The following is a 21,068-nucleotide window of genomic DNA, read 5'->3' on the forward strand; positions in this document are numbered from 1 at the left end:
CGCCCCTTTGCCACGCGACAAAAAGTTGCACAAACGAACGCTTTCCTTGCTTTGCGCACAAGTCCGAATGGCGCTAAAGGCGCGGCCATGACACAGGAAAACAAAATCACCGCGCTCATCATGGCTGGCAAGCGTTCGGGCCGCCTCGACCCGCTCGCGGCCAATGCAGGCGTTTCGCAAAAAGCGGTCGTGCCGGTGCTCGGCGTTCCGATGGTTGAGCGCGTGGTCCAGCAGGTTGCTGCGTGCGAGCTGATTGGCGACATTCGCATCGTCGCGCACGAACCCGATGAAATTGCAGCGCTCCCGACCATCGCTGCGCTGCTGGATGAGGGGCGCCTCAAGTTCGCCGAAGGCAAGTTCAACATCGTCGACAGCGTAATTTCCGGCGCGGAAGACGTGACCTTCCCGATGCTCATCACGACCGCAGACAACTGCCTCGTGACGCCAGAAGGCTACAGCGAGTTCATCACCAAGTGCCTCGCCAAAGAGGCGGGTGCCGCAGCGGGACTCGCGCGAAAGGAAGACGTCATCGCGGCCGACCCGGAGGGGCAGAAAAAGTTCTACCAGTTCCGCGACGGAGGATTCTCCAACTGCAACCTCTATTGGCTGGGCAGCGAGAAGGCACTGAGCGCGGCCGAGATCATGCGCGGCGGCGGTCAATTCGTGAAATTCCCGAGCCGCATCATCAAGGCGTTTGGCCTCATGAACCTTATCCGGTTCCGCCTTGGCACCGGTTCGAAAGAGAAGCTTTTCGAGCAGGCATCGGGCCGCTTCGGGGTAAAGCTTGTGCCAGTCGAGCTTTCGAATGGGCAGTACGCCATCGACGTCGACAACCAGCGCACCTTTGACGTGACAGAGCGTCTTTTGCGAAAGCGCGGGGAGCAAGAAGCGGCCTAAGCGCCGGATGATGCGCAGATGAAGCGTCTTTTCACCAATATGGGCTGGCTGCTCGGTGGGCGCGGCATCAATGCGGTCCTGAGCCTCGTCTACCTCGCCTTGGCGACGCGGACGCTGGGGCTCGAGGGTTTCGGCTATTTCGCGGCAATCGTCGCGTTGGGGCAGGCGGTAACCGGGCTCGCGAATTTCCAGACCTGGCAGTTTATCGTGCGCTGGGGAGCCAATGGCGAAGGGGCGAGCGAGGCGACCGGCTTCGCTATCGCGCTCGACACACTCTCAGTGATCATGGGGACGGTTTTCGCCGCCCTGCTGGTCTGGAGCGCACCCTTGTGGCTTCCGCTCCCACAAGAGCTGCTGTGGCTTACGTTCGGCTATTGTGTCGTGTCGCTGCTCTCGATCCGCACCACACCAACCGGGCTGTTGAGGCTGCGGTTCAAATACGCGACTGCAACCGCAGCAGAAGCGGTGCAGCCGATTATCAGGGCAAGCGGCGCTGTCCTTGCATGGCTTTTCATGCCGACAGTCACCGGCTTCATTCTAGCTTACGCTGTATCGGAGGTGGCCGTCGCCGTTGCGCTATGGGTCGCGGCGGCCCGGGCCGAGCGGATCGACCTTAGCGCGTACAGCTTCACCCGCATTCCTGCCAAGCACAAGGACGCCTGGCGTTTCGTGTGGTCTACCAACATGTCGGGCAGCCTCACCATCGCTGGCAAGCAGGTGATCATCCTGTTGGTCGGAACCTTTGGCGGTGCCGCACTGCTCGGGGGATTCCGCGTGGCGAGCCAGCTGGGTCAAGCGCTGGTTGAACTTGCCAAGACTATCTCGAAAGCGATCCTGCCAGAGCTTGTTCATGCGAAGGATGACGCGCTATATATGGCTCGGCGAATGGCAAACATCGCTCTGATCGGCGGTGTGCTGGCGGTGCTTGTTGCGCTGTTCTTTGGCCGTTGGGGCCTTGATCTGCTAGCAGGCGGGGAATTCAACGGGTTCTATTGGGCTATGGTCATTCTGGCGATTGCCGGCGCGGTTGAGCTGGTCGGTGCGAGCCTCGAATCGCTGCTCGTGTCGGCGGGACGTGCGGGCACGGCATTCGTGGTGCGCGCGGTCCCGACTATTCTAGCGCTATTGCTGCTAGACGTGGCAATCGACTGGAACGGCGCCAAAGGCGCGGCCTTCGCGGTGTTGGGTTCCAGCTCGCTTGCGGTGATCGGCTTTTACGTCGCTATCCTTAACATGCAGCAGATCCGGATTACGCTTGAACCTGACGAGGGCGCAGAAATCCCGCCCTCGCCCAGCTCCGGCTCTGATTCCTGATCAGCCCTCGGGCTCTTGCCAAGAAAGCTTCGGCTTACGCGCGGCTGCCGTCTCATCGAGCCGGCGACGCGGCGCATAATAGGGCGCCTGCTTCAATGTTTCATCGCCGGCCTTCGCACGCTCAGCAACGCTGCGGATAGCGGTGATGAACTGATCGATCGCGGCCTTGCTTTCCGTTTCGGTCGGCTCGATCAGCATCGCGCCATGAACCACAAGCGGGAAATAGACCGTCATCGGATGGTAACCCTCGTCGATCAGGCCCTTTGCAAGATCGAGTGTGGTGAGGCCGTTTTCGAAGCCTTTGTCACCGAACAGTGCCTCGTGCATGCACGGGCCGCTATCCGCAAACGGTGCGTAGAGCGAGCCCTCTAGATTGCGCAGAATGTAGTTGGCATTGAGCACGGCATCCTCGGCAACTTGCTTGAGACCGTCTGCGCCGTGGCTGAGCATGTAGGTGAGAGCGCGGGTGAACATGCCCATCTGACCGTGAAATGCGGTCATCCGGCCAAAAGTCTGCCCGCGCGATTCCTCGCGCGCTTCCTCTTCGACAAGCTCATAGGTGCCGTCTTCGTGCTTGCGGACGAATGGCAAGGGCGCGAAGGGTTCCAGCGCCTCCGAGAATACGACCGGACCTGAGCCTGGTCCACCGCCGCCATGCGGGGTCGAGAAAGTCTTGTGCAGGTTAATGTGCATCGCATCGACGCCGAGATCGCCCGGACGCACGCGCCCGACAATCGCGTTGAAGTTCGCGCCATCGCAATAGACGTATCCACCTGCTTCGTGGACCGCATCGGCGATCTCTCTGAAGTCCTTTTCGAACAGGCCGCAAGTATTGGGATTGGTGATCATCACCGCCGCGACGTCCGGCCCCAGGCGCTCCTTGAGCTTGGCTACGTCAACGCGGCCCTCTTCGGTCGCGGGGATATCTTCAACGCGGTAGCCAGCGAACGCCGCCGTGGCAGGGTTGGTGCCATGAGCGCTCTCAGGAACCAGCACAACTTCGCGAGCGTCGCCTCGTGCCTCATGTGCAGCGCGGATGGCAAGGATGCCGCACAATTCGCCGTGAGCGCCCGCCTTCGGGCTCATCGCCACGGCAGGCATCCCGGTGAGGGTCTTTAGCCAGTCGCCCAACTCGTAGATCACTTCCAGCGCGCCCTGCACGCTGTTCTGCGGTGCGAGCGGGTGAATATCGGCGTAGCCGGGCAGCCGCGCCATTTTCTCGTTCAGGCGCGGATTGTGCTTCATCGTGCAGCTGCCGAGCGGAAAGAAGCCGAGGTCGATCCCGTAATTTTGACGGCTGAGGCGCGTGTAATGACGCACCGTTTCAGGCTCGGTAAGGCCGACGAGACCGATTGGCTCGGAACGCGTGAGCGAGCCGAGACGCGAGGGCGCTTCGGGATCGATCTCGGGCAGATCGACGCCGGTCGTTTCGGTGTGTCCGATCTCGAAGATCAGCGGTTCTTCGAGCATCAGCGCGCGATTGCCGGTCGTGGTTTCGGGACCGTTGTGCAGGCCATCTTCAGCGACGGTCATTTCGGGCTTCCAGCCAGATTTGTTAGGCGCGTTCATTGTGCGACCTCCTTCACGCTGGCTTCGAGCTCTCGGGCGAGCGTCTCGATGTCTTCTTCGGTTGTGGTTTCGGTCACTGCGACCAGCAGCGCGTGTTCAAGCGCCTCGACACCCGGATAGAGCCTCCCAAGCGAAACGCCGCCAAGGACGCCACGATCGGCCAGATCACGCACAATCTCGCGTGCAGGCTTGCCATCGAGCATGAGCGTGAATTCATTGAAGAACGCATTGTTCAGCAGCTTGACGCCGGGCACCTTCTCCAAGCGGTCAGCCGCAAGGCAAGCAAGGCGGTGGTTCTCGGCAGCGAGTTCGCGCAGCCCCTTTTCGCCAAGCAATGTCATGTGAACACTGAATGCGAGCGCGCACAATCCGCTGTTGGTGCAGATGTTCGAAGTCGCCTTTTCGCGCCGGATATGCTGCTCACGGGTGGACAAGGTCAGAACGAAGCCGCGCTTGCCTTCTGCATCGGTCGTTTCACCGCACAGGCGTCCGGGCATCTGGCGCACATGATTGGGATCGCGGACGGCGAAGAGACCGAGGTAGGGTCCGCCAAACTGCAGTCCGACGCCGATCGACTGGCCCTCGCCCACGACGATGTCAGCACCCATTTCGCCCGGAGCCTTGATCGCGCCAAGAGCTACGGGCTCGGTGTTAACCACAACCAGCAGCGCGCCCACCGCATGGGCTGCTTCGGCGACAGGCGTCAGATCGCTGATCCGGCCTAGAATATCAGGGTACTGGACGACCACGCAGGCGGTGTCTTCGTCGATCCGCGCGGTAAGGCCATCAAGGTCGGGCTCGGGCTGGATCGCCGGGGCACTGTCGGCGATCACATCGCCCGTGAAGTGCGCCATGGTGCGCACGACTTCGGAATAGTGCGGATGCAGTGCGCCCGAAAGAACCGCGCGCTTCTTGCGGGTGACGCGGGTCGCCATCGCAACAGCCTCCCAGCACGCAGTCGAACCGTCATAAAGCGAGGCATTGGCTACAGCGCAGCCGTAGAGCCGAGCCACCTGGCTCTGAAACTCGAACAGCATCTGCAGCGTGCCCTGCGCGATTTCGGGCTGATAAGGTGTGTAGGCCGTCAGGAACTCGCCGCGCTGAATGATGTGATCGACGCTGGCCGGTATATGGTGACGATACGCGCCTGCCCCGAGGAAGAAAGGCGCATCGCCCGCCGCAAGGTTCTTGGCCGCGCGCGCCTTCATGTGGCGTTCGACCGCCATCTCGCTTGCATGCATCGGCAGATCGCGGATCGGACCGTCAAGCCGGGCCACTTCGGGCACGTCTACGAAAAGGTCGTCGATCGAATCCGCGCCAATCTTGGCGAGCATTTCGGTGCGGTCGGTGTCAGTGAGCGGGAGGTAGCGCATGGGGGGAATTCCTCAGGTGAGCCTAACGGCTCGGGTCACACGGTCACAGGCTGTCTACGAAAGCCTTGTAGCCCTTTTCATCCATCAGGCCTTCGAGCTCGGAATTGTCGCCGATCGTCATGCGAAAGAACCAGCCTTCCTCTTCGGGCGATGAATTGACGAGCGCAGGGTCTTCTTCGAGGGCGCCGTTGGTCTCGGTCACTTCGCCCGATATCGGAGCGTAGACATCACTCGCCGCCTTGACGCTCTCGACCACTGCCGCATCGCCGCCCTTGTCGAGCATCGTGCCGACGTCGGGCAATTCGACAAAGACGATATCGCCCAGCTGTTCCTGAGCGTAGTCGGTGATGCCAACCGTGGCGCTCTCGCCCTCGACATCGATCCATTCGTGTTCATCGGTAAAATAGCGCGGCATAGGTCAGTTTCCCCTGAAGTAGCGATGCGGGACAAACGGCATTGGTGTTACGGATGCCGGAAGGCGGCGGTTGCGAACTTCGCATTCCAATTCGGTGCCGGGCGCGGCGAGCACCGCGTCGACGAAAGCCATGGCGATAGGATGGCCAAGCGTCGGTGAAAAACCGCCGCTGGTGACGATTCCGACTTTCTGGTCGCCGTGGAAGACTACGGCGCCCTCACGTGCCGGCAGACGTCCGTCAAGTTTCAGGCCCACGCGGCGCTGGGCGAGCGTGCCAGCCTCGAGGTCGGCAAGCCGCCCTGCGACCGCCATGTGCCCGGCATACCCGCCGATCTCGCGGCGCTTCTTCGACAGCGCGAATGTCAGATCTGCAGTGACCGGATCGGTGTCGGTGGTCAGATCGTGGCCATAGAGCGGAAGACCGGCTTCAAGGCGAAGGCTGTCACGCGCGCCGAGACCGGCGGGCTTGACCCGCTCATCGGCCACGAGCGCGTCAGCAAGGGCAGCAACCTTGTCTTCGTGGACAGCGATCTCGAAACCGTCTTCGCCGGTATAGCCAGCGCGGCTGACCCAGATGTGGCCACCGTCCCATTCGAAGAGGCCAGCGGTCATAAAGGTCAGTGCGCCGGTCCCGGGGACCAGCTCCTCAAGCACAGCTCCGGCCTTCGGTCCTTGCAAGGCAAGCAGAGCAAAATCATCGAAGTGAGTGAGCGTTACGTCGTCATCAAGATGTTCGCGAAGGTGAGCGATGTCGTCCCACTTGCAAGCCCCATTGACCACGAGCGCGAGGTGCGGGCCGGTGTTGGTCACCATCAGGTCATCAATGATCCCGCCCGCTTCGGTCAGGAGAAACGAGTAGCGCATCTTGCCGGGCTTCAAGTTGGTGATCGCGCCGGGCAGCAGCTTTTCGAGTTCGCGCGCGGCTAGCGTGGGATCATCCTGCGGAGACTTGAGAGCAAGCTGACCCATATGCGAGACGTCGAACAGGCTCGCGCTGTTTCGCGTCCATTCATGCTCGGCGACGATGCCTTCATACTGGATCGGCATCTCATAGCCCGCAAAGGGCACCATGCGTGCGCCGCGTTCGCGATGCCACGCATCAAGAGGCAAGGTCCCCAACGGGATTTCCTCAGGCAATTCTTCTTCGCTCAAATCAGGTCCCCGAACAGGCAATCAAACGCTCCGAATTGAAGCGAGTTCCTGCCCCCTCTGTCGGGTAAACCTGAGAGCTTAGCCGCGGCCAATAGTGCGCAGCATTCCCCTTCGGTGGCGACGAACCAATGCGGTCCGCAGCGCTTTCCAGAGTGCCTATGCCTTTTCGCGGTCCATTTGCCTGAGAGTTTCCGGGGCGGTTGCTCCTTCGGCGCCGGATCCGGGCTTAGCCGGGACCAGTCTCTCCCGCGAAAGACGCCGGAATCACTCCCGGCAGGCGCGCTCTATGTTGCGGATGCGAAAAGAAGCGTCAATCGCCGGATTGATCATTGGGCAAATAATTATGCACAAAGTGCGCAATCAGGGTTTCAACCTTGCGCGCAGGCCCCGGCGGTAAGCGTGTATTGCTCTCCGTTCGCCTCGGTCACGTCAACGGTCGCACACCAGCTTTCGGCGAAGCTCGTTTTCAGCCTTGAAAGCACATGCCTCTCGCCGGCATTGACGCTGGTGCTTCCAGCATGGCGAGCGGTCGAGGAACCTGTGAGCTTGAGCTTGTAGTCGACCTTCTGACTGGTTGCGGAATCGGCGATGAGCTCGATTTCTACGCTGCCCGCCTGTTCCGCCACCTCAAGCGTCAGCGCCCTGTCCTGGTCTCCCATGCTCTTCGCTCCTGCAACGCTACCGACAGCCAGCAAGGGCAGAAGCGCGAGCAATCGGATTTGCGGATTGCGCATCAAGCCTAGCCTCAATTGCCGCCCAGCTGCGTGACAATTGCGTTCACCACAGCCTGGGTTTCTGGCGAGAGACCGTCGACGCCATCGCCTTCTGCTGCGGTCGCTTGCGCATCGCTCAGCGTTTGTTGGCTGAGCGCAACCGATGCAACGGCTTGGTCTGAGAAATTCTGTGCACGTCCCGTATTTTGAGCGAGCCGCGAGATTGCCGATTCGAGCGTCGCGATGCGGTCGCTGTCGAAACGTCCACCCAAAAGCGTATCTTCGGCAGAGGCAGTGCGGCGTTGCCCGAATTCGGCTGAGCGCGTTTCAATGCGATCTTCGCAAAGCGCGCGGATCGCCTCGATATTGTTGGCTTGTTCGCAAATATCCGTGCCCTCGACCGCCTCGAGAAGGACCTGCCGTTCTGCCGGGCTCAATTGTGCGAGAGCTTCTGCGGACTGCCCATCGGACAGCTGATCCACGTCGCGGGCGCCTTCGCCCCTGGATACCTGCGCGAGTTCGCCTTGCGCTGCGGCCGCGCGTTGACGCGCAAACTCTTCTTCCTGCGCGGCTCGAGCCCGCGCTTCGGCGACGGATTGCGGGGTGATCTGGTCCGGGAAGTAAACTGGCGAGCCAATCTGCTGGACTGGCTGTGCCACAGGCTCAACCTGTGAGGATCGTTCGGGAGCCTGATTTACAAACGCGCTTTCATCGCGCGGAACATCGTTGGGATTTGCCTGAGCGAGCGCATGTCCGGGCATAGCAAGAGCGAGCCCAAAAAGGGCCAGACAAGTGACAGGCCGGGCACACGAGTTCGTCAGGGCTATCCTCCGTTGGTTTGCAGGATAAACATTGTCTGGCCGCCCGTCTGTTCAACGGTCATATCCGACAGGCCAGAGCCATCCTGCACCCACTCAAGCCGGTTACCCGAATTGAGCTGGGATGCGGTCATTGTATTGTTATTTCCATTCTGCACAAGTCGCGCCTGATTGTCCGAGCCATCCTGGACAAGGCCGATCATGTTGTCATTGCCTGACTGAGCGATTTCGGCTGCGGTTCCCAGCAGGCCGTTATCTGTCTGTGAAAGCAGAATCGTGTTGTTGTCGCCCTGCTGAATGAGGTTGGCAACCGCCTCGCCATCGCCCGACTGAGCCACTTCGGCCGTATTACCCGCGCCGTCCTGTCCAAGCACGGCGATGTGCGAGCCATTGTCGTTCTGCTCAAGCGTGGCTTCGTTGTCGCTGCCTTCTTGTCGGACTTCCGCGGTCTGAGTGTTGGACGACTGCTCAATCGTCGCTTCGTGGCGCTCTCCGATCTGTTCGACAAAGACGTTGAAGTTGCTCGTCGATGGCGTCTCGACAGGCGTGAAGGTCTGCGCCGAAAGCGGGACCGCCACAAATGCAGCACCGAGCAGAAGCGGTACCGCTGCTGCCGTCGTGGATCGGATGGAACGCTTTGTCATACTACACCTTGGCATTCTCTGATGGGATGCCGGACGAGCCCCCCGCCCGCCCGGCATGCCTAACTCAACAGCCTATCAGGGGGTGCCCTGCGTGACGGTAGCGATCGAGCCGGTACCGCTTTGGGTTACGAAGGACGAGCTGCCGTCATACTGGGTGACGAAAGCCTGGTGGTCGCTTCCGTTCTGAGTGATGCGGCTGAAATTTCCGTCGGTGCCGAACTGGTCGACATCTGCAAGGTTGTTGCCGCCTGCAGCCTGATCATTCTGGTAGATCTCGCTGAAGTTATCGTCACCGTCCTGGTTGACCAGCGCGTCGTTGTCGGCGCTGAGTGCACCCGAACCCTGAACTACGAGAGCGAAGTTGCCGAAAGTGGCGCCGCCGCTGCTGTCCTGGTCGATGTCCGCAAACTGATCGGTGCCGCCCTGAACGACTGAACCGAAGTTCAGGTCACCGATCTGATCGATCGTGGCAATGCCGCCGTCGGAGTCCGTAATGGTGCCAGGTGCGATGCCGCGGATCGTATCGGTAAACACGGTCGTGCGCCCTTGAACGATCGCTGCGTCATTGAGGAAACCATCGGTCTGGACAATGGTCGCAGTGTTTGCTCCGCCACCCACAGCGCCAGTCTGCTCGATGGTCGCGAAGCTGAAATCTGTGAGTGCATTCTGCCCGATGGTGGCACTTCCACCGGCTTCGTTGCCAACCTGATCGATGTCAGCAAGTGAATTGACCCCGTCCTGCACCACAATTGCCGCAACTCGAGCAGTGTTGGTCGCGCTCGTGTCCTGGGTAACGAAAGCGAAGTTTTCGGTCCCGGTTTGATCGACCGTCACAAGATTGCCGGGAGCAGCGAATGTGCCCGTCTGGCTTACATCCGCAACATTGCCGGTGCCGGTCTGATCAACCGTTGCATCGTTCTCTTCACCGGTCTGCTCTACGAGCGAGCAATTGTTGACGCCAGCCGGGCAACCGGCCGGAACGTCAGCCGCCGGAACAGGACCATTGCCCGCATTCTGAGCCATGGCCGGGGCGGCGAATGTCAGTGCGGCGATCGATGCACCTGCGAGAATTACCTTTTTCATACTATTTCCTCACGGAGTCAGGTTGAAACCAAATTCGTTCGGTCTTTTTGAGCGCGGGGCTCTGAGCTTTTTTCCGAAGGGGACGCCGAGGCGCCCCCATCAGAATGTTCATGCCAATTAAGGGACCACAGGGCCCTGATTGACGGTAGCGGTGTTGCTGGTGCCGGTCTGGCTGACGGTCGAGAAGTCGCCCGTGCCCGCCTGTGTCACGGTAGCGGTGTTCGACGTGCCATCCTGGAAGATCACCGAGATGCTCGTGTCAGAAGTCGCCTGCTGGAACACGTTTGCATCGTTGAGCGTACCGGTCTGTTCGATACCGGATTCGCTGAACACACCGTCCTGATTGACATTGGCGTCGTTGCCGCCGCCTGCACCATTCTGGTTGATCTGCGAGAAGTTACTCTCACCGATCTGGTCAACAAAAGCGATGTCGCCAGCGCCCAGTTGGAACACATACGAGATGTTGTCCGTACTTGTGCCAGTAACGCCCTGACGGACTGTCGCCATCGAAGCGTCGTCCTGGTCGATGTCGGAATTGTTGCCAGTACCGTTCTGCGTGACGAACGCAATCGCGTCCCCGCCAGCGTTGTTGTTGGTCTGACGTGCATCCGAACGGTTGCCAAAGCCGGTCTGATCGACGGTGATTTCGGTACGCTCAGCGCCATCCTGGACAATGTTCGAATAGTTCGCACGAACCGAGTTGAACACCGGGTTCAGTGGATCAGTCGTGTCGAGAATGGCGAGACCATCAGTGCCGAGGACCATTCCCGAGGTGTCGGTCGAGGTTTGCGTCACCTGCGCACGACCCGTTCCCGACGATTGCGAGATGAAGCTGTCGTTGCCGTCTTCGTTTTGCTCAACGAGAATGCCGCTCGCATCCGCGCCAGTGGTCACGTTGTTCTGTTCGACGCGCGAGAGGTTGTCGCTCCCGCTCTGGATGATGTCGACATTCACGCCGTTGAAAATGCCGTTGCCAGCGACACCGGTCTGGACGATCGACGAAATGTTGTCGTCGCCAAGCTGGTCGACGCGCGCATCAACATTGCCGTTATTGCTCTGGATGATGATCGAGTCGTTGCGATCACCTTCCTGATCGGTCTGAGCCGTCACGAAACGGCTGCCAGCAAGTTGGAAGACATCCGAGAAGTTGTCGTTGCCGTTCTGGGTGATGCCGTTGCCGTTGGTGTTGCCGTTACCAAGATCTACGCGGTCACCTTCCTGGATTGCGAACGCATTGTTTCCGGTGCCACCCGATTGACGGACCGTCGCGGTCGGCTCGAAGCCGTTGACGCTCTGTTCGACATAGGAGTCGTTGTCGCCGTCCTGGACGACGCTGACGCTCGAATTGCGAGTGCCGAGCTGGAAGATTACCGACGATGCACCGTCACCGGTCTGCTGAACCGTCGCACGGGTCGGGAAGTTATCAAGCACCACGCTGTCTTGGACGATGGTGGACGCTGCATTGTCACCCGACTGAGTGACGGTAGCGATGCCGCGTGCTGAGCCATTGATCTGGTCGATGTCGGAGTCGTTATTGTTGCCCGACTGGGTCACGGTGGCTGCGTTGCCGGTGGCCCCGCTACCATCTTGCTCGATATTCGACGTGTTGCCGTCACCGGTCTGGGTCAGCGTCGCGGTGTTGTTCGCGCCGCTCTGCTCGATGATCGAGCAGTTATTGGCACCCGGAGGGCAGTCCTCGATAACCGGCGCCGGATCGGGCGTACGCGGATCGGCAGGTGCCGAGACGGACTGCGCCATCGCAGTTCCGGCCATGCTCAGGGCAAGGATTGATGCCCCCGTCATTGCTAGCTTCTTCATCGTTTATGTCCTTTGTTCTTACTTCAGCTTTTTGGACGCGACGTGCGGAGCTTTTCGCTCCATCTAGTTGTCCCGGACCTCGCGGCCCGTAATTCAAACTGCGAAAGCCGCGCTCGTGCGAGCGCGGCTTTCAAATGTCTTCATCAAGGTCCCTGATTGACGGTAGCGGTGTTTCCAATTCCGGTCTGTGAGACCGACGAGAAATCGCCGACACCGGTTTGATCAACATCCGCGATGTTCGTGTCGCCGTTCTGGACGATGAGCGACACCGAGTCCTCGCTCAGATCACCTTGGGTCAGCTCGGCAAAGTTGCCGTTCCCCGTTTGCTCGACGCCTGAGAAACCGCCGAGACCGCGCTGGAACACACTGGCAAAATTGCCGCCGCCGCCGAGGGCTTGCTCGACCTGAGAAATGTTGTTCGAGTTCAGCTGCTCGACAAAGACAGTGCTGGCGTCATCGGCCTGAATGACCAGCGAGTCGTTGTTGCTGCTGGTCGGATCGGTGATGCCCTGCCTTACCTGAATAAATCCAAAGCTAAGCTGCTGAATATCCGAGTTTTGCAGCGTCGCTTCCTGAGTTGCGGTTGCAATAGCTGTTGTTGCGGCAGTCGGATTGTCCTGCCTCAGGTCCGAACGATTGCCGAACCCTGTCTGAGACACGGTCGCATCGGTGATCCCGTCGCCCGACTGAACGACGTTAGAGAAGTTAGCTCGTACCGAGTCAAAGACATCATTCGAACCGTCTGGCGCACTGTCGAGCACGTTGAAGCGATCAGTGCCGCTGACCATTCCAGATGTGTCGGTCGAGTTCTGAGTTACGTTTACTGTCCCTTCTCCAGAACTCTGGTCAACGAAGCTGTCGTTGCCATCATCATTCTGAGTGACGAGGATCGTGCTGGGCGTGGCGCTCGAGCCGTTCACCTGCACCACCCTTGAGACGTTGTCATTGCCGTTCTGGTCCAGGTCGACATTGTAGGTGTTGTTGGCCTGGCCGCCGCGATCGCCGGTTTGCACAATCGATGCAGCATTATCGTTACCCGACTGGTCGATCCGAACATTCGAAATGTTAGGAAAAACGGAAGCGCCTGCGTCCGTGTTCTGACTCACGAATGCATCGTTATCGTCACCGGTCTGATTGATGGTCGAGCGCAAACCAAACCTGTTGGTCGTGTCGCCCTGAAAAGTCTCGGCGTTGTTGCGATTGCCCGTCTGGGTGGTCGTCGCACGTCCCGAGTTGCCGCCCAGTTGAACCGTGACAGCAGTATTCAGATCGCCGCCGCCCTGATCGATGGTCGCCTGAGTACCACCGGCAAGAAAACCGTCGGTCTGCAGAACGAATGAGTCGTTTTCACCATCCTGCGTGACGTTTGCGGTGAAATTCGTCGTACCGTCTTGAAGGATGGTAGATTCTGCTCCGTCACCCGCTTGGCTGACATTTGCACGTGATACGCGGTTAGGCGATAGGCCAGTCCCATCCTGAAGGACATAAGATTGAGCGTTCGTGCCGGTCTGATCGACGTCAACACCGACAATCGTTCCGTCACCGAATGATCCGTTGATCTGGTCGATATCCGAAACGTTGTCACTACCCGTCTGATCGACCTCAACCACGAGGCCCGTCCCATCCTGCTCGACGAGCGAACAGTTGTTTGCCCCCGGAGGACAATCAGTCGTTGCTGGTGCGGGTGTCGGCGACGATGGCGGCGTGGGCCGGTCCAGCGGATCGCTTTGCGCCATGGCCGGCGCTGTTAGGGCAAGCGCAAAGATAGACGCGCTGCCAAGAATAGTTTTCTTCATTTCATTCCCCCCGGTTTTGGGTCTGAGGTCATTGCTTGCCCGCGCTCCGGCCATTGCCACCGAAACGCGAGAACCTCATGCTTCATTCAACGGAGCTGGAGGGTTCACCCCGGCTCCTTTCAAATGCGACCCAGTTGGCGCGCCACTCAAATCACTGACTGCGCACGCCTCGACTTCGTTGCCCGCTTAAATCACGAGCCTTCTTCGTCATCCTCTCCACTGTCCACGACCGTCAGAGCGGTCAGCGAACCGGCGCGTTCGACGGCGTCCTGCACGTCGCCCGCGTCGTAAATCCCGTCGCGCTCAGCGCGATAGGTGCTCATCAGGGCTTCGGCGCTTGCCATGTCGGCAAAGCGCCACAGTCCCAGATCAACGCCTTCGAGAACGAGGCCATAGACCGCCTTCTCGATCGCCTGCTGCAAGGCGACCTGGTCAGGCTCGTTCGAAGTGATGCCCGCTTCGGCTTCCAGCAGTTCGCGGAAGGCGACAAAGCGATAGGCGCTCGCACCGATTGCCTGGCTGGCGATCGTCTTGGAGGCCTGAACGTTGGTGAGCACTTCGCCGGTGCGCACCGACACGGCGCGCAGGTAAACGGTTACGGTGTCCTGGCGATATTCGGTGCGCGCACCTATGCCCAGGAACGCCGCGCCAGCACCGCCGGTGACGGTGTTGGTGTCGTAACCAATAATCCCGCCTTCGAGCAGCACGCCCGCAAACAGAAGCGCCGGAAGCGCGCTCGGATCGACCTGCTCTTCGCCAAGATAGCGGCGACGCATCTCGCCGATGATCTGGCGCTCTTTAAGAAGGTTATCGAGACGCTCACGCTCGACCACCGTGAACCATTGACGGTTGCCAGCGTCCTGAAGCGCCTTGACCAGGATCGAGCCCGCGCCTTGAGTCACCGCACGGGATAGCGTTTGCCCGGTTGTGGTCGGTCGGAACTGGCCAGTCTGGTCGGTAAACCCGTAAACAGCGATAGCCACCTGGCGCTGCGGCGCAGGCAGTTGGTTCAGCAAACCTTGCGTCTGGGTTTTCTTTGGGAAGTAAGCGAGACTTGTGGTCTCAGGAAGGAAATCGCGCCCGTCTTCACCGATGGACATACATCCACCAAGACCAAGCGCCAGCGCTGCGAGCACGCCGATTTTCGCAAACGAACGCATCAATTCACCTCAATAAACAGAGGGATCACGATGCGGGTCTCTTCGCCCGTATCGTCGTTGCGGATAATCAGCGTCACCTCGTCGAGGCCGCGGAAGAATTCGATGGTCTGACCGCCAAAGGTGATCGTGCCCTGCTCTTGCGGATTGTCACCGAAAATCGCGTCGACAATCTGCGAAGAAAGCGCCGAAAGCAGCCGCGATTCAAGCTGGCGGGCAAAGATGCTCGACTGGTCATTGCGATCAACCGCATCAGGGTTGGTCGTGTCATTCTGAGCGTTCGCGGTGCCCAGAATGTGTGCTGAGTTGAATGGGTTACCCCCGAAAGTCGGGCTGATCGGCTGATGCACAAGATCCTGCGCAAATGCCGGACTTGCAATCGCGGAACCGGCTAGCGCCAGTGTCACCGCTACTATGCGTAGCATTGTCTTTCCCCTCTGTCCTAACGGACAGCCCTAACCAAAAATTAAGACTCTCGTACGGGTTAGTACGGTGAGTCGCCCCCAAAGTCGAGGCGTTTAATACATTATCGTGCTGAAATGGCCAGCAAACCAGCGGTTTGCCGACCGCTCAGTTAGGGTTCTGTACCTAATTGGCACGAGAATTCGTAACGCCTTGCAAAGACGTGAAATAGTTAACGCGTGACCTGTTGAGCGCGTGGCGCGCACCCGATCCCGTTAAAGATTGGGGCGAAGCCAGCGCTCTGCGGTGGCAAGGTCGACGCCTCTGCGCTCGGCATATTCCGTCAGTTGATCGCGGCCTATCTTAGCGACGCCGAAGTACTGGGCTTCAGGATGGCCAAAGTAGAATCCACTGACCGCGGCCGTGGGCCACATGGCGAAACTCTCAGTAAGTGAGAGGCCGACATTTTTCTCCGCCTCGAGCAGATCGAAAAGGGTCGGCTTGAGCGAATGGTCCGGACAAGCGGGATAACCCGGTGCCGGGCGAATTCCGCGATACTGCTCCTTGATGAGCGCTTCGTTCGTGAATTGCTCATCGGGTGCATAGCCCCACAGATCCTTGCGGACATGCTCGTGCAGCGCCTCGGCAAAGGCTTCGGCAAACCGATCGGCCAAAGCCTTGAGAAGGATGTCGGAGTAGTCGTCCTTGTCTGCCTGAAAGCGCGCAGAATGCGGCTCGATGCCGTGAATGCCGACCGCAAAGCCGCCGATCCAGTCGCCGTCCGGGTCTATGAAATCGGCAAGGCACATATTGGCGCGGTCGCGGCTCTTCTTGATCTGCTGGCGCAGGAACGGGAGACGCACATGCTCTTCGCGCTGAACGCGATGGATGGTCACATCGTCCCCGTCGCGCGCGCAAGGCCAAAAACCGCATACACCGCGCGCGGTCAGCCATTTCTCCTCGATGATACGGTCGAGCATGGCATCCGCGTCGGCCTTGAGGCTGCGAGCGCTTTCGCCGACCACTTCGTCGTCGAGGATCCTGGGATAGGTTCCATGCAACTCCCATGCGCGGAAGAACGGCGTCCAGTCGATGTAATCGCGCAAATGTTCGAGCGACCAGTCGTCGAAGACATGAACGCCCGGTTTGAGCGGCGGCGCAGGCTTGTCCGACAGGTAGGCATCGTAATAGTTTGCGCGCGCCTCTGCGAGAGGGAGCAGCTGCTTCTCCGCCTTGCCCTCGCGCGCATCGCGCACATGCGTATACTCGTCCGCTACCTCGGTGACGTAATCATCGCGCAGGGTGTCGGAGAGCAGCTTCGATGCAACCCCGACCGCGCGGCTTGCATCGAGGACGTGGATCACGGGACCTTCGTAGTTCGGGTCGATCTTGAGCGCGGTGTGCACCTTACTCGTGGTCGCCCCACCGATCAGCAGCGGCATGGTCATTTCGGCGCGCTGCATTTCCTCGGCAACGGTCACCATTTCGTCGAGCGAAGGCGTGATCAGCCCCGACAGCCCAATCATGTCGGCATTGTTGTCGTTCGCTGATTTGAGGATGTCCTGCCAAGGCACCATCACCCCGAGATCGACCACCTCGTAGCCGTTGCATTGAAGAACCACGCCGACGATGTTCTTGCCGATATCGTGCACGTCGCCCTTTACGGTCGCCATGATGATAGTGCCCTTGGCCTTCGAGCCCTCCTCCTTCTCCGCCTCGATGAAGGGGATGAGGTGAGCCACGGCCTTCTTCATCACACGCGCGGACTTGACCACCTGAGGCAGGAACATCTTGCCTGAACCGAAAAGGTCGCCAACGACGTTCATCCCGTCCATCAGCGGGCCTTCGATCACCTCGATCGGGCGGCCACCTGATGCCTCGAGCGCGGCGCGGGCCTCCTCGGTGTCTTCGACCACGTAGGCATCGATGCCCTTGACGAGAGCGTGTTCTAGACGGCGTTCCACTTCCCAGCCGCGCCATTCTTCCGCCGCCTTTTCATCGGCTACGCTCTTGCCCTTGTAGCTTTCTGCGAGGTCGATGAGACGTTCGGTCGCATCCTCGCGGCGCATCAGGATTACGTCCTCGCAAGCATCGCGTAGCGCCGGGTCGATCGTGTCGTAGACGTCAAGCTGGCCCGCATTGACGATCGCCATGTCGAGCCCTGCCGGGATCGCATGGTAAAGAAACACCGAGTGCATCGCGCGCCGCACGGTCTCGTTGCCGCGGAAGCTGAAGGAGAGGTTAGAGAGCCCGCCGCTGGTCTTCGCATGCGGGCACTGCGCCTTGATCTCACGCACCGCCTCAATGAAGTCGAGTCCGTAGCGGTCGTGCTCCTCGATGCCGGTCGCCACCGCGAAAATATTGGGGTCGAAGATGATGTCTTCGGGCGGGAAGCCGATCCCGGTCAGAAGGTCGTAAGCACGCTTGCAAATCTCGACCTTGCGGTTCTTGGTATCGGCCTGTCCGACCTCGTCGAAGGCCATGACCACGACTGCCGCGCCATAGGCCATGCATTTGCGTGCCTGATCGAGGAACGGCTCCTCGCCTTCCTTCATGCTGATCGAGTTCACGATCGGTTTGCCCGAAACGCATTTGAGCCCGGCCTCGATCACATCCCACTTCGAACTATCGATCATGACCGGTACGCGGGCGATGTCAGGTTCGGCGGCGATCAGCTTGAGGAAGGTCGTCATCGCCTTTTCGGCGTCGAGCAGGCCTTCGTCCATGTTGACGTCGATCACCTGCGCGCCGTTCTCGACCTGCTGGCGAGCGACCTCGACGGCGGTGGCGTAATCGTCCGCCATGATTAGCTTTTTGAAGCGCGCCGAGCCGGTGACATTGGTGCGCTCGCCGATATTGATGAAGCGGGCGCTGGAATTTGGGTTGGTCATTGTCAGGCAGCCACCACGAATGCTTCGAGGCCGGAGAGGCGCATGGCGGTTTCCGGAGTGGGGACCGCGCGCGGGGGCAGGCCTTCGACCGCCTCGGCAATCGCCTTGATATGGGCAGGCGAAGAACCGCAGCATCCGCCAAGGATGTTGGCCTGCCCGTTCTGCGCCCAAAGCTTCACCAGCCCCGCTGTCGTATCAGGGATCTCGTCATATTCGCCAAGTTCATTGGGAAGGCCGGCATTGGGATAGGCCATCAGCAAGGTATCGGCGATGCCGGAAAGTGCCTGAATGTGCGGACGCAGCTGGTCTGCGCCAAAGCTGCAATTAAGGCCGATCGTTACCGGCTTGGCATGCCGCACCGCGTACCAGAACGCCTCGACAGTGTGGCCTGAGAGATTGCGGCCAGACAGATCGGTAAGCGTCATCGAAATCATCAGCGGCACTTCGCGGCCGAGTTCCTGCTCGAGCTGCTTGACCGCCATGATCCCTGCCTTGGCGTTGAGCGTGTCGAACACCGTCTCGATCAAGATAAAGTCCACCCCGCCCTCGACGAGAGCAGCGGCCTGCTCCTTATAGACGGCGGTCAATTCGTCGAAGTCAATCTCGCGAAAGCCGGGATCTTCGACGTCGGGGCTGAGCGAGAGGGTCTTGTTGGTCGGGCCTATTGCGCCTGCGACAAAGCGGGGCCGTCCATCCTTGGCCTCATACTCATCGGCAAGCTCGCGGGCGATCTTGCCGCTTGCAATGTTGATCGCAGCGACCTGGTCTTCGGCAGCATAATCGGCCTGGCTGATGCTGTTTGCGGAGAAGGTGTTGGTGGAAACCACGTCCGAGCCTGCATCAAGGTAGCTGCGCGTGATGTCTTTGATCACGTCAGGCCGCGTCAGGGCGAGGATATCGTTGTTACCCTTCTGATCGGCTTTCAGGCCAAGGTCGCCTGCGTAGTCTTCTTCGGTGAGCTTGCGCTCCTGTATCTGCGTTCCGAACGCGCCATCGAAGATCAGCACCCGCTCTTTCGCGGCTTCATTCAGCCTATCGCGCGCGTTCATGCGGCTTCTCCTGCAGGACGCTTTCCGAGCATGTGGCAGATCGCGTAGCTAAGCTCTGCCCGGTTGAGCGTGTAGAAGTGAAACTGTCGAACGCCGCCTGCATAAAGCTTGCGGCAGAGTTCAGCTGCGATGGTTGCGCTGACCAGCTGGCGAGCCGCCGGGCGTTCGTCGAGCCCGTCGAACAATCCTTCCATCCACGAGGGGATAGCCGTCCCGCACATCGCGCTCATCCGCTGGACCGCAGCGAAGCTCATGACCGGCATAATGCCCGGGACCACCTCGGCTTCGATGCCGGCGGCGGCAACTTCATCGCGGAAGCGGAAGAAGCATTCGGGATCGAAGAAGAACTGAGTGATCGCACGGTCAGCGCCTGCGCCAAATTTGGCTTTGAGGTTCTCGATATCGGCCTGCGCATCGGGCGAATCCGGGTGGACTTCCGGGTAAGCAGCGACCGAGATTTCGAAGTCGGCGACCTTCTTTAGCCCGGCGATGAGGTCAGCGGCGTTCTCATACCCACCGGGATGCGGGGTGTAAGCGGACGCACCGTCAGGTGGATCGCCGCGCAGCGCGACGATGTGGCGGATGCCCTCTTCCCAGTAGTGGCGGGCGACTTCGTTCACCTCTTCCTTGGTCGCGTTGACGCAGGTGAGGTGCGCGGCTGCGGGAATGCCCGCTTCGTTCTGGATGCGCACCACCTGTTCGTGCGTGCGCTCACGCGTCGATCCACCCGCGCCGTACGTGACCGACACAAAACGCGGACCAAGCGGCGAGAGGGTCGCCACCGAGCTCCACAACGTCTCGCCCATCTTCTCGGTCTTGGGTGGGAAGAATTCGAAGCTGATGTCGATATCGCCGGGGAGGTCGGAAAAGAGCGGCGCATCAAGCGCTGTCTTGGCCTCGTGAAGCTGATTGAGTGTCGGGGTCATGAGTTTGCTTCTTTGAGGGAAGGATCGGTCTTTTGATCGTGAGTTACGGCGGGAAGCTTGCGGCGGGTGCCGATCCAGATTTTAACCACGAGTTCGCCACCTTCGAGCGCGATCGGTGCCTTGGGCGAGAAACCCGCATCGCGAAGCAACCTTGCCATCTGCCGGTCACTGAAGCCAAGACGCGCATGTTGGTAGCGGCTTCGCAGCTCTTCGTGATCGTGCGCTGCAAAGTCGACAATCGCAATCCGTCCGCCGGGCCGGGTCACCCGTGCTGCTTCGGCGAGCGGCAAGGCAGGGTCCTGCGCAAAGTGCAGCACCTGGTGGAGCAGCACCGTATCAAAACTCTGTGCTCCAAAATCGAGTGCGGTGAAGTCGCCTTGCACGAGTTCGATTTGCGCCGCCGGGAGATGTTGAAGCTTTGCTCTTGCAACGCGCAGCATCTCAACATTCTTGTCGAGGGCCACAACCCTCTCGGCATCGTCTGAGAACAGCTCCGCCATGCGCCCGGTGCCCGTTCCAATATCAAGAACAACGCCGAGCGGCACATCGCCAAGGGCCGCCGAAAGCTGCTGCTCGACCTGCGCATCGGGCGTATGAAGCGCGCGCAATTCATCCCACTCGCCAGCATGGCGCGCGAAGTAGTCCTCGGCATTGCTTTCGCGCGACTTGCGGATGGCGGCCAGCTTGCGCCTGTCATCATCGCACTGCGCGGCGAATTCAGGGTTCTCCTGCTCTGCCGTAGCGAGCAATCGGTCCAGCGCAGCTAGGGTCGCATCCGCATCGTCACCGCTGCCGGTCGATCGCAGGAACACCCAGCTGCCCTCACGACGTCTCTCGGCAAGACCAGCATCGCAAAGGATGCCAACATGGCGCGAAACGCGCGGCTGGCTTTGCCCCAGCACCTGCGCCAACTCACCGACGGCAAGCTCCATAGTCGACAACAGCCGCGCAATGCGCAGCCGCGTCGGATCGGCAAGGGCCTTGAAGATGGTATCGATCGCCATGACCCGACTATCATATAAAGATATTTAGATATGTGTAAATGCAGTCA

General features: G+C 60.1%; 18 protein-coding genes and 1 riboswitch. Of the genes, 2 read left to right on the top strand and 16 right to left on the bottom strand.

Going from position 1 to position 21,068, the window contains the following annotated elements:
• Positions 1-87: 87 nt before the first annotated feature.
• Together NAP1_RS10185 and NAP1_RS10190 are read left to right on the top strand one after the other, a co-directional pair.
• Positions 88-897, top strand: coding sequence for an NTP transferase domain-containing protein (locus tag NAP1_RS10185; RefSeq protein WP_007165205.1), 810 nt, complete (start codon positions 88-90; stop codon positions 895-897).
• An 18-nt stretch (positions 898-915) separates the two neighbouring features.
• A complete protein-coding gene (locus NAP1_RS10190; RefSeq protein ID WP_007165206.1) occupies positions 916-2,211 on the top strand; it encodes a lipopolysaccharide biosynthesis protein in 1,296 nt (431 codons plus the stop codon).
• On the opposite strand, the gene gcvPB is transcribed toward NAP1_RS10190, so the two are convergent.
• The 16 genes from gcvPB to NAP1_RS10270 all read right to left on the bottom strand — a co-directional run bounded on the left by gcvPB (position 2,212) and on the right by NAP1_RS10270 (position 21,021).
• Complete coding sequence (gene gcvPB, locus NAP1_RS10195) at positions 2,212-3,780, bottom strand: aminomethyl-transferring glycine dehydrogenase subunit GcvPB (protein ID WP_007165207.1); 1,569 nt, start codon at positions 3,778-3,780, stop codon at positions 2,212-2,214. It abuts the gene before it with no gap.
• Positions 3,777-5,153: an aminomethyl-transferring glycine dehydrogenase subunit GcvPA gene (gene gcvPA, locus NAP1_RS10200; RefSeq protein WP_007165208.1), complete on the bottom strand. Its 1,377-nt coding sequence runs from the start codon at positions 5,151-5,153 to the stop codon at positions 3,777-3,779. Before gcvPA ends, gcvPB begins: the two co-directional genes overlap by 4 nt.
• Before the next feature lie 43 nt (positions 5,154-5,196).
• A complete protein-coding gene (gene gcvH / locus NAP1_RS10205; protein WP_007165209.1) occupies positions 5,197-5,568 on the bottom strand; it encodes a glycine cleavage system protein GcvH in 372 nt (123 codons plus the stop codon).
• Between the two features lie 3 nt (positions 5,569-5,571).
• Positions 5,572-6,720 (bottom strand): glycine cleavage system aminomethyltransferase GcvT, encoded by a 1,149-nt coding sequence (gcvT, locus tag NAP1_RS10210; RefSeq protein ID WP_007165210.1) that lies wholly within the window; start codon positions 6,718-6,720, stop codon positions 5,572-5,574.
• A gap of 159 nt (positions 6,721-6,879) precedes the next feature.
• Positions 6,880-6,979: riboswitch (glycine riboswitch) on the bottom strand.
• Positions 6,980-7,088: 109 nt separating this feature from the next.
• On the bottom strand, positions 7,089-7,454 hold the full coding sequence (csgH, locus tag NAP1_RS10215; protein WP_007165211.1) for a curli-like amyloid fiber formation chaperone CsgH: 366 nt from the start codon (positions 7,452-7,454) through the stop codon (positions 7,089-7,091).
• Between the two features lie 11 nt (positions 7,455-7,465).
• Positions 7,466-8,194 carry a hypothetical protein gene (locus tag NAP1_RS10220; RefSeq protein WP_007165212.1) on the bottom strand — a complete coding sequence of 243 codons (729 nt, stop codon included), beginning with the start codon at positions 8,192-8,194 and terminating at the stop codon, positions 7,466-7,468.
• A gap of 62 nt (positions 8,195-8,256) precedes the next feature.
• Positions 8,257-8,895, bottom strand: coding sequence for a hypothetical protein (locus NAP1_RS10225; protein ID WP_007165213.1), 639 nt, complete (start codon positions 8,893-8,895; stop codon positions 8,257-8,259).
• Positions 8,896-8,970: 75 nt separating this feature from the next.
• Entirely contained in the window at positions 8,971-9,978 is a 1,008-nt protein-coding gene (locus NAP1_RS10230) for a hypothetical protein (RefSeq protein ID WP_007165214.1), read from the bottom strand.
• 117 nt (positions 9,979-10,095) lie between these two features.
• On the bottom strand, positions 10,096-11,796 hold the full coding sequence (locus NAP1_RS10235; RefSeq protein ID WP_007165215.1) for a Curlin-associated protein: 1,701 nt from the start codon (positions 11,794-11,796) through the stop codon (positions 10,096-10,098).
• Between the two features lie 143 nt (positions 11,797-11,939).
• A complete protein-coding gene (locus NAP1_RS10240; protein ID WP_007165216.1) occupies positions 11,940-13,592 on the bottom strand; it encodes a hypothetical protein in 1,653 nt (550 codons plus the stop codon).
• A 191-nt stretch (positions 13,593-13,783) separates the two neighbouring features.
• Positions 13,784-14,752 carry a CsgG/HfaB family protein gene (locus NAP1_RS10245; protein ID WP_007165217.1) on the bottom strand — a complete coding sequence of 323 codons (969 nt, stop codon included), beginning with the start codon at positions 14,750-14,752 and terminating at the stop codon, positions 13,784-13,786.
• A complete protein-coding gene (locus tag NAP1_RS10250) occupies positions 14,752-15,174 on the bottom strand; it encodes a curli assembly protein CsgF (RefSeq protein ID WP_040464401.1) in 423 nt (140 codons plus the stop codon). Before NAP1_RS10250 ends, NAP1_RS10245 begins: the two co-directional genes overlap by 1 nt.
• A 252-nt stretch (positions 15,175-15,426) precedes the next feature.
• Positions 15,427-18,042 carry a methionine synthase gene (gene metH, locus NAP1_RS10255; protein WP_007165219.1) on the bottom strand — a complete coding sequence of 872 codons (2,616 nt, stop codon included), beginning with the start codon at positions 18,040-18,042 and terminating at the stop codon, positions 15,427-15,429.
• A gap of 2 nt (positions 18,043-18,044) precedes the next feature.
• A complete protein-coding gene (locus NAP1_RS10260; protein WP_007165220.1) occupies positions 18,045-19,091 on the bottom strand; it encodes a homocysteine S-methyltransferase family protein in 1,047 nt (348 codons plus the stop codon).
• On the bottom strand, positions 19,088-20,017 hold the full coding sequence (gene metF / locus NAP1_RS10265) for a methylenetetrahydrofolate reductase (protein ID WP_007165221.1): 930 nt from the start codon (positions 20,015-20,017) through the stop codon (positions 19,088-19,090). The genes NAP1_RS10260 and metF overlap by 4 nt, the downstream gene beginning before the upstream one ends.
• Positions 20,014-21,021 (bottom strand): metalloregulator ArsR/SmtB family transcription factor, encoded by a 1,008-nt coding sequence (locus NAP1_RS10270; protein WP_007165222.1) that lies wholly within the window; start codon positions 21,019-21,021, stop codon positions 20,014-20,016. Before NAP1_RS10270 ends, metF begins: the two co-directional genes overlap by 4 nt.
• Between the last annotated feature and the right edge of the window lie 47 nt (positions 21,022-21,068).

Source organism: Erythrobacter sp. NAP1 (assembly GCF_000152865.1).
GTDB lineage: Bacteria > Pseudomonadota > Alphaproteobacteria > Sphingomonadales > Sphingomonadaceae > Erythrobacter.